Here is a 9,400-nt window from a genome sequence, read left to right on the forward strand (position 1 = left end):
GTAGATGGGCTTGTCGCGCTCCCAGTAGTTCTCCATCACCACGTTGTCCACCACCAGTTCTCCATTCAGCCACACGCTCACACGGTCTCCAATCATCCGGATGCGGAAGCGGTTCCACTCACCGATAGGTTTGTCCGCTCGTTTGAGCGGCTTATTCGGGTGCTTCTGATTGTTGTAGAGTCCGCCGGAACCCTCCGGATGGTCGTTGGCGTCCCAGATCTGAACCTGCGGGCATCCCCGGAGATAGATTCCCGAGTCGCCGTGTGGCAGGATTTTCCAATCCACCCAAAGTTCGAAGTCGCCGTAATCGCGGGCAGTGCAGAGGTTGTCGCCCTTTCCGTCAAACACCAGGACGCCATCCTCCACATGCCAGTGCTCGCGCATCCGCTGATCGGCGATTTCCTGGGCCTTGGCCAGTTCTTCGGGCGACATTTTGGCCCGAGTGACCGGGTTTCCCACCAGTCCTTTCCACCCAGTCAAATCCTTCCCGTTGAAGAGTGCCACAAAACCGGGCGGCGGGACGTTGTTCTCGCCAGGTTCCGCACTCAACGCCAGATTGGCAGTGCCTGTCACGATACACCCCAAAATAAACAGGCTGAAAAGTCGCATAGCTTTCTCCTTTCGAATGACACTTTGAACTGAGATCGCGAAGTGTTAACGCACGGCGCCAGTTTCCACGTTGCCACCGCGGTATCGATTAGCCGGATGGCCTCCATTCTTTCTGAGCTAATGGGGCGTCGTCGACCGACGGGACCGTCAACGCTTGCGTGGGATTGTTCCTTCGCCTCCATAGTACGGTGCGCGGTCCCAGAAATCGGTGTCGCCCAGTGCCCGGGGATCACCTGTGGACACCATCCATTCGCGCAGCCTGGCTTTCAGTTCGTTCTCGATTTTGGCAAGTTCCGGTTTTCCAGAAAGATTGTGCATCTCGCCGGGGTCGGCCTGGAGATCGTACAGCTCGAATTCGGGCCGTTTGGCCCCGGCTGCCGCAAGGAAGAACGGGCGGATTGCTGGATCATCCTTCCGTGCGAGCATCTCTGACCAGGTGGGCGAGCCATCGATATCGCCGTAATCCCGCCCCACGCTTTCCTCCGGCGGATTGCCAGCCGGCCAGAGCTGCGGACGCAAATTCCAGATGAGATGCCAGCGCTCCGTGATGATGGAACGGATGGGATAACTTGCGTTGTTGGGCCGGGTGCAGGTGTGGCGCTCCCGTTCTGTGAACACGTGATCACGGGAAGGATCGACTCGTCCCGATTTCTTGGAGAGCAGGACGTTCAGGAAACTCCTGCCCGTCATTTCCGGAAGCGGCTCCAAACCGGCTGCCTCGAGGATTGTGGGAGCGACATCGGTGAGCGAGATAAAGTCATCCACGACCCGACCACCCGGCACGCGGGCCCGCCAGCAAATCGCCAGCGGCACATGGGTGCCCGCATCGTAGCACGTGGCTTTCGCTTTGGGGAACGGCATCCCGTTGTCGCCGGTCACGATGATAAGCGTGTTATCGAGCCGACCGGCCTTTTCGAGCAGGGCCAGCGCCTCGCCCAGCTCTCGATCGAAACGTTCCACTTCGAACAGGTAGTCGGCGATGTCGCTCCTCACCGTCGGCGTATCGGGGAGAAACGGCGGTACCCGGACCCGTTTGGGATCGATGCCCGCGGCCTCTCCCGAACCTTTCTGGTACGGTCGATGGGGATCACTTGTCCCAAACCAGAAACAGAAAGGTTTGTCGGGTGGAACAGTCTTGAGAAACTGCTCAAAGCTCTTGAAGGACGGACCTGCCGGATTTCGTTTTCTTCCCGTTCCTTCCAGAGACCCGGGCCCCCAGCCTTTCCGCATGCTGCCGATGATATAGCCGTTTTCCTCCAGCACGTCGGGATAGCAGCGGAATTTCGCCATCAGCCGGCTGTGCAGATTGGCCCCTTCTTCCAGTCTATGCGACGCCTGTCCGGTGAGCAGCGAGCCGCGAGACGCCGTGCACGTGGGGGCATTCACATGGGCGTGGGTGAAAAGGACACCCTCCCGGGCGATGCGGTCAAACGTGGGCGTCCGCGCTGCCGGGTCTCCGTAGGCTCCAGCGTGAGGCCAGGCCCAGTCGTCGGCAATCGCCAGCAAGATGTTGGGACGTTCCGCCGGGCGCTCTTCCGCAAGGACCGTGCTGGAAAACAACGGCATGGCGTACAAACCGGCAGCCATCATCAAGCTGCCCACCGAACTGAAAATCCACCGTCGGACGTTGAGGCAGTTCATCGCGTGCACCTCCTCCCCAAAAATGAATCGCACCAGTCTGGTTCACGTAAATCCGAACTCACCGCCCCTGGGAACTCCGCAGGCTATACATGTGGGCTGCCACATCCCGAGCGGCCTGGATGATCTCGGGATAGGGTGTATCACACACATCGAGGAAGCCGATCTGGTAGTTCTCACCGTCACCCCGACCGGTGGTGGCCTGATCCATAAGCTGGAACCAATGCGTGCCCACAATCTGCGGATGAAGCAAACCGCTCTTCACGTAGCGGCGATAACACTCGGCACGGTCCACCTGATCAGCGGCCTCGCGGAGTCCCGTGTGGAACATCCCCCGATCCAGGGCCCCGAAGTGAAATTCTCCGATGATCACGGGTTTATCAATTCCGTCCGGCAAACGGATCGAATCCACGCTGATGTCATAGCGATTGAAGCTGACGACATCGCAATAAAGCGCGGCCGCTCGAATCGCCCGATCGTTCACCCAGGCAAATCGACAGCCAAGATAGAGTTTGTCAGGGGCAAATTTTTTGACGGCATCGCGGCAGCGACGGAAATATGTTTCCGCAATTTCGCTGTAGAACGCCGCCAGATCCTCACGGGCCTTTTGCTGATCGACCTCATCCGTCTTCTGGAGGAAATCGTCCCAGGATTTGAAACTCGTCCCCCAAACGGCGTTCAATTTGCCAACATCTCCATACTTTTGCCGGAGACGCTCCTGGAAAACTTTCTTGGCGGGTTGATCGGCCGGTGACCGGACAGTCGCCACCGCCAGGGAAAGCTCGTCGCCCCAGCTCAGTTCGTTATCCACGAAGTATCCCAAACACCACGGATCTTTTGCTGAGGAATCGGCCTCTCGCTGCATCGCTGCCAGAAGGCCACGATCAAAATTGGGATCAAACGGATCCGCGAATTTACCCCAGTATCCTGTTGAACCTTCAATCCGGCGGGCCCCCGCATACATTGTCACCACGTAGGGTGTCCGACGCATACCGTAAATAGCCGGATCCGACCAGTTGCCAATGGTGTTAATGCCCCAGCTCCGCAACCGCTGATGCATTCGCTCATTGAACGTTTTTTCCCAGTCTGGACCGTACTTTCGGAGAAGATTGGCGCCGGAAAAGCAAAAAGTTTGATACGTGCCTTTATCCTGATAGTAGCCGTGAGGGGCCCAAGACGCGCGACCGTAAAACACGCCAAAGGGGCTGTCCTTCGGCGGCAGTTGGAACCAGGGCTCGCGATCGGTGATGGGAGTGATCGCCGTGGTGCTGCGGACACAATCGATCCCGTGTGACCAGAAAAGCCGCCCCTCCGGATCCACCAGCCACCACCGGCCTTCATGTTTGGCGACGCGAAAGTGACCCGTTGCCTCCAGGTGCGGCCCGCTCTCCCAGCCCCCGAATTGGTCCCAATCACTCGGGCCGGGATGGGCTGCCAGATCGCGATCTTCTTCCCGGATTCTCTCAGCCAGTTCCTCGACGCTGTGTGTTTTCCCCGGCCAATCGCGATGGCGGTACTGACCGAACTCGTCAATCAGCGGAAACAATCCACTGGTATCGCCATTCCACCACGGGGGTGTTTGAAAGCTCCCAGTCACCAGTATTTTTTCCACTTCCACAACACTGCCGGGAGACAAATCCTGGAGGGAAAGAGCCACTTCTTCCACTGTAGATACGTCGATGCCTCGCCCAGGATCAAGCAGTTCGGGAAATCCCCGCATGCCAAAGAACACGTCCTTGAGCGCTTCGGGAACGACACGGCGGAGAGTCAGTCGAAGGTGTACGCTTTCACCGGGCTCCAGAATATAATCGCGGGAAAGATTTCTGCCTTTGCTCCTTGCCCGCCATTGAACGCGTACCTGATGTGGAGAAGGATTGCGAAGCTCAATGCCGAGGTAGCGAAACGGCGTGAGATCCCAGGTCTTTTCCGGCGCCCGAAAATGGGCCACGGCGGACTCCGCCCCTGCTTCCGGTCGGATCTGCAGGAGGGAAACCCCATCCCGGGATACGACCTCAGCCGTCGCCCGCTCTAATCGGTATCCCCCTGTTTGTTGCGGCGACCACAGCACTTTCTCGGATGGGGGATTTGGTTGCTCGGCGTAAATGTGCCCGTTTGGCAAGACCGACAAAACACCCCAATAACCACAAACAATCAGCAGGGCCACCGCCCCGTTGGCGTGGCGGCAGCGTTCAACACGGAAGCGTTTCATGCGTTGACAACCTCCAAGATGCAGGAAGGATGGGGGATGTTGGATGCGGGGTCACGAACACCGCCGGATTCATTGCGGCATGTGTTCCCACACTCTCGTTGACCGTGCCCCCTATCGTACGATGGAACACGGCGCGCTTCAAGGACTTCAGGACCGATCGGGGATCATTTAGACTGAGCAAAAGAGGTCGCCTTCTTTCCGTATTTGGCTCCCCTGACAAAAAACCTGTTATCTTCGTACTAAAATCTGGTGATGTTGCCACGTCGGCTTCGGTACGAATGGCCCAAAAGCGTTGGCCCAGTCTTTCGCTGGCTGGCGGATCGGCGGCGATCGCTGGCTTGGCGATTGTTTACCGGTTTTGTCCTGGTCGCCCTGGGCAGTAGCCTGATTGCAGGCCTGGGGACCGCGTTGTTTTGGCGTCAGCACGTGGCAAAGCGTCAGGAACGCGAGCTCCAGCGCGTGGCGGACATCGTCGCCCATGCCAGATTTCCCCTCAATAAAACTGTGCTGCGACAAATGCGGGAACTTTCCGGAGTGGAGTTCGTCACGGCGTCCCGCGGCGGACAAATTCTCGACACGACGCTTTCTCTCGAGAAGCCCGACGAAAAAGTTTTGATCCCGATCCTTCAGCACCATGCAGAAGATCGAGAACCCACCCGCACGGTGAACCTCTCGGGCAGGCAATATCGGGTCAGGAAAATTTTCGTGGTGTATCGAGCGGGCTCACCGGACGATGTCCATACCATCCTGATTCTGCGTGAGCAGGCGGCCCTGCTGTCGGAGATGGCGCCGATCCTTCCAGCGACGGGCGTCGCTGCCGGATGTGCCGTTGCTCTTTCCGCGATTGTCTCCGTATGGCTGGCACGCTCCATCGCCAAACCACTCACTGACCTGGCCAGGGCGACGGTTCGGGCGGCAGAGGACTGGAACGCCTCCATTCCTGTTCCGTCAACGAGCGCCGAGGTCCGTGATCTGGCTGTGGCGATTCAGCAAATGATTCGCCAGCGGCAGGAGTTTGAACGGGCACTCCGCGATGAAGAGCGCAACCATGCGCTTCACGAGCTGGGTCGCGGGCTGGCCCACCAACTGAGGAATCTTGTCACCGCCCTCCGTCTGGCCGTGGACCTTCACGTGCAGTCCTGCCACGCAGCCCAGGCTGATGACGAACTGACGGTCGCGTATCGCCAGCTTCAGGCAATAGAAGTGACGCTCCGCGAGTTTCTCACGCTCACCACGCAGGCCCCTCATCCAGAACTGATTGACTTGCGGGCCCTTCTGGACGAAGTTTTGGATTTGCTCCAGCCAGCCATCGAGCATGCCCAGGTGGCGCTTCGCGTGGATGTTTCGCAGGACTCTGACGGACAGTTTCCCGTAGAAGGACACCGGTGGGCCCTCTTCCAACTGATGGCCAATTTGATCACCAATGGAATTGAGGCAGCTCGACAGAGCTCTCACCAGCCTCAGGTGTGGGTTCTGCTGGAGCACCGCGACAACAAAGGACGACTGGTGGTGCGGGACAACGGGCCCGGCGTGGCAAGTCATGTGCAGGAGCGACTGTTCAGGGTACCTGTCACGACCAAGCCGGACGGAATCGGCCTGGGCCTTTTGGTGTGTCAGACTGTGGCGGTTCAACACCGCGGCACACTGAACTGGTCTCGCGAAGGTGGGTGGACCGAATTCGTTTTTGAATTCCCGCTGGCGTCAAATGGAAATCGCTCTTCGGCAGAAGTGCAGGCCTGAAGCATGGCGAACATTTTGATTGTGGACGATCAACCGGATATTTGCTGGGCGCTGTCCAAGCTTGCCCGACAAATGGGGCATTCCGCCGTGACGCTGACGGCGGCGGAAGATCTGTTTCGCCAACTGGGAGAAACTCCCGGTGATCTGGTGATCCTCGACGTGCGTTTGCCCGGGATGGACGGTCTGGAGGCCCTGCGGCGACTTCGGCAGCTTCGCCCCCGGATGCCCGTCATCGTCATCACGGCTTACGGTGATCTGGAGGTCGCCGTTCAGGCGATGCAGGCAGGAGCGTTTGAGTATCTGACAAAGCCTTTCACCCTGGAGGCCGCCGCTCAGGCTATCAGGCGTGCCTTGCTCACCCCTACCCCGGGAAGCGTATCGCCGAATACCATGGAGGGCGTCCCCGAGAACGAGCCGCGGCTGATCGGCGTCTCCCCTGCCATGCAGGCGGTTTTCAAGCAGATTGCCGTGGTGGCGCCCACCGATTCGGCAGTGCACATCACCGGCGAAAGCGGGACGGGAAAAGAACTGGTGGCGAGGGCCATTCACCACTACAGTCCTCGGCGCGACCGGCCTTTTGTTGTGGCCCACCTGGCAGCGCTGAGTCCATCCCTTGTCGAGAGCGAACTTTTCGGCCACGTCCGGGGGGCCTTCACAGGAGCCGACTCGGATCACGTGGGGCTTCTCCAGCGGGCCAACGGCGGCACTCTGTTTATCGACGAAGTCGCCGACATTCCGCTGAACGTTCAGGCCAAGTTGCTTCGAGCCTTGGAATATCGCGAATTCTGCCCGGTGGGTGGCACAAAACCGGTCCACGTCGATTTTCGCCTCATTTCGGCCACACACCAGGATCTGCGAAGACTTGTCAGGGAGGGTGCTTTCCGCCACGACCTGTTTTATCGGCTGGTGACATTTGAAATCCATCTCCCGCCTTTGAGGGAGCGGAAGGAAGACATTGAACCGCTGGCAAAGTACTTCATGGGACGGCTGGCCGCGCAATCCGGAAAGACACCTCCGGCCTGGTCGGCGGATTTTCGCGAGGCACTTCTGTCGCGTCCCTGGTGGGGAAATGTACGTGAGTTGCGACACGCACTGGAGCACGCCCTCATCGTCAGTCGGGGAGGCGTCTTGCATGCCGACCACCTCCCGCCTGCCCTATCCCGCAGCCAGCAGGATGTCGCGGAGGAAGAATCGCTCCGCGATTGTGTGCGGAAATGGGTACAGCAAGCCGTAGCGGATCCGGCCCTCGAAGGCCGACTATACGAAACGTTTCTTCAGCTTGTGGAACCGGTGCTTCTGGAAGGCGCTTTGGAGATCCATCGAGGCCAGTACATCCACGCGGCGCGACACCTGGGAATCCACCGTGTCACGTTGCGAAAAAAGCTCCAGCAGTACCGAGAACTCCGCCGGTTTGCCGATCGGTCGGCGGAGAGCCCTCCGGAGGCTGATCCAAGCGAGTGATGCGGCTCCCTTCGGACACTCGCCCGTTTACATGGCAAAAACGAGGCTTCATAATAACGGCAGCAGGTTCCATCAGAGGAGGGTGATTCCACGATGAGCAGCCAGCAGACAATTGACCTTGCCAGCTACATTCGCTCGATCCCGGACTTTCCCAAACCGGGGATTATTTTCCGAGACATCACGCCGCTTCTCGGCTCTCCAGAAGCCCTGCGAGAAACGGTACGCCAGCTCGCCGATGCCGTCCGCGACCGGGATGTGGAAGCCATCGCCGCCGCCGAAGCTCGCGGTTTCCTTTTCGCCGCCCCGCTTGCCCTGGAACTGAGTGTGGGGCTGATCCCCATTCGCAAACCGGGGAAGCTGCCCTCCGAAACTTTTTCGCACACCTACAGCCTGGAGTACGGAACTGACACCCTGGAAATGCACAAAGACGCCATTAAGCCGGGGACCCGGGTGCTCGTGGTGGACGATCTCCTGGCCACCGGTGGGACAGTGGAAGCGTGTTGCCGACTGATTGAAAAGGCCGGAGGCGTTGTGGTCGGCTGCGCCTTTGTTATCGAGCTGACGGATCTCAAAGGGGCTGAACGACTGGCCCGGTATCGCCCTGTGAGCCTCATCAAATTCAGCGGCGGATAAGCACTGAGGAGCCACCTCCACGCGACCCCACGCGCGCTTCCCGCAAACCTGGTTGGTGCCCATCAACTCCAAAAGACGCCAGGCGGGAGTGGGGATAGAGCTCGATTACCGGACGAAAAGGCTCGTACCGGACGGCGACGGACCAGCCACCGGAGTCTTCTGGAAAAAGCGGGCAAGTAAGGCGGGCTGGGCTGCAAAGTCCACGTGCACGATCGACGCCACCACCTGCGCGTTGCCGATGATGTCGTACTCGAAGCCCGGCTCCTTCACCAGGCCGGTGGAAACCGACTCGGGCTCGAACCACCACTGGGAATTCCGGTAGCCGCGTATCGCCGTGCCCGACTCCGCCAGCCAGGTGCTCGATCGGAGCGTCACCGTAACCGGAAGTGGCTCCCCAAATCGCGGGAGACGCCGCCCCGCTGCCGGGAGGACTCCTGCCCCAGAAATGAAGCAACCGGTACTGACCTCCATCCATTCGCAGAGATACGCCGCACCGGCCCCTTCCGCATAGACCCTGCCACCCCGGCGGACGTAATCTCGGAGAGAGACCTTCAGGCAGTGGTTTTCAGCCAGGCGAGCCGCGTGTTCCCGAGGTTCTCCACAGCCCAGGTAGACCACGTCCGTTTCTGGTGGAATACGCTCGTCCCGAAGAGGGGAGAATTCTACGATTTTGGCCCCTGCTCGCTCCAGAAGTTCCAGGGATTCCTGGAAGTAGCAACCGAACACGGCGTCCCGCGCTATCGCCACCTGAAGGCGTCCCCGAAAATCCCAAATCGTCGTGGGATCCTGGGGAAATGGCCTCTCGGCACTGGTCCGGACAATCCGCTGAAATAACCCAAAATCCCACCACAGGGTTAGTCCTCCATCCACCCAGCACTGGGATCGGTCCAGCACGGCAGAAAGGCGATTCGGATGGCCATGATAAACGATCCCCACGAGCGGCACACCCAAAAGTATCCCCACGTCCACCACGTACTGGCTGGGTGGAATGCCGGGATCGGCATCGGTGAGGAAAAGGCCATCCAATCCGCTCGGCAAACTGCAACGGTTGGCCACAACCTGCGTGAGATGGCGAGTACTGAAGATGGCCAACTTCGATAGACCGAGCCA

Annotated in this window: 7 protein-coding genes; 3 read left to right on the forward strand and 4 right to left on the reverse strand. The window is 59.4% G+C overall.

Going from position 1 to position 9,400, the window contains the following annotated elements:
• The 3 genes from H5U08_RS04785 to H5U08_RS04795 form a co-directional block, all read right to left on the reverse strand.
• A partial coding sequence (locus tag H5U08_RS04785) for a DUF1080 domain-containing protein (RefSeq protein WP_297030797.1) occupies positions 1–609 on the reverse strand: 609 nt, incomplete at its 3' end.
• Between the two features lie 147 nt (positions 610–756).
• Positions 757–2,250, reverse strand: a complete 1,494-nt coding sequence (locus H5U08_RS04790) for a sulfatase (protein ID WP_297030800.1) — start codon at positions 2,248–2,250, stop codon at positions 757–759.
• A 58-nt stretch (positions 2,251–2,308) separates the two neighbouring features.
• Positions 2,309–4,456: a beta-galactosidase gene (locus H5U08_RS04795; RefSeq protein ID WP_297030803.1), complete on the reverse strand. Its 2,148-nt coding sequence runs from the start codon at positions 4,454–4,456 to the stop codon at positions 2,309–2,311.
• A gap of 252 nt (positions 4,457–4,708) precedes the next feature.
• On the opposite strand from H5U08_RS04795, the gene H5U08_RS04800 reads away from it, so the two are divergent.
• The 3 genes from H5U08_RS04800 to H5U08_RS04810 all read left to right on the forward strand — a co-directional run bounded on the left by H5U08_RS04800 (position 4,709) and on the right by H5U08_RS04810 (position 8,290).
• Positions 4,709–6,196 carry a HAMP domain-containing sensor histidine kinase gene (locus H5U08_RS04800; RefSeq protein WP_297030806.1) on the forward strand — a complete coding sequence of 496 codons (1,488 nt, stop codon included), beginning with the start codon at positions 4,709–4,711 and terminating at the stop codon, positions 6,194–6,196.
• A 3-nt stretch (positions 6,197–6,199) separates the two neighbouring features.
• Positions 6,200–7,657, forward strand: coding sequence for a sigma-54 dependent transcriptional regulator (locus H5U08_RS04805; protein ID WP_297030808.1), 1,458 nt, complete (start codon positions 6,200–6,202; stop codon positions 7,655–7,657).
• A 93-nt stretch (positions 7,658–7,750) separates the two neighbouring features.
• On the forward strand, positions 7,751–8,290 hold the full coding sequence (locus H5U08_RS04810) for an adenine phosphoribosyltransferase (protein ID WP_297030811.1): 540 nt from the start codon (positions 7,751–7,753) through the stop codon (positions 8,288–8,290).
• Between the two features lie 105 nt (positions 8,291–8,395).
• Here H5U08_RS04810 and H5U08_RS04815 read toward each other — a convergent pair.
• The coding region (locus H5U08_RS04815) for a hypothetical protein (protein ID WP_297030814.1) at positions 8,396–9,400 on the reverse strand (1,005 nt) is incomplete at its 5' end.

Origin of the sequence: Thermogutta sp. (assembly GCF_014359955.1) — a bacterium.
Taxonomy (GTDB): Bacteria; Planctomycetota; Planctomycetia; order Pirellulales; family Thermoguttaceae; genus Thermogutta.

Bases quoted from the DNA above. Each gene is read 5' to 3' on its own strand.
- H5U08_RS04790 (WP_297030800.1), bottom strand. From the start codon at position 2,250: ATGAACTGCCTCAACGTCCGACGGTGGATTTTCAGTTCGGTGGGCAGC.
- H5U08_RS04810 (WP_297030811.1), top strand. From the start codon at position 7,751: ATGAGCAGCCAGCAGACAATTGACCTTGCCAGCTACATTCGCTCGATC.
- H5U08_RS04800 (WP_297030806.1), top strand. From the start codon at position 4,709: ATGTTGCCACGTCGGCTTCGGTACGAATGGCCCAAAAGCGTTGGCCCA.
- H5U08_RS04805 (WP_297030808.1), top strand. From the start codon at position 6,200: ATGGCGAACATTTTGATTGTGGACGATCAACCGGATATTTGCTGGGCG.
- H5U08_RS04795 (WP_297030803.1), bottom strand. From the start codon at position 4,456: ATGAAACGCTTCCGTGTTGAACGCTGCCGCCACGCCAACGGGGCGGTG.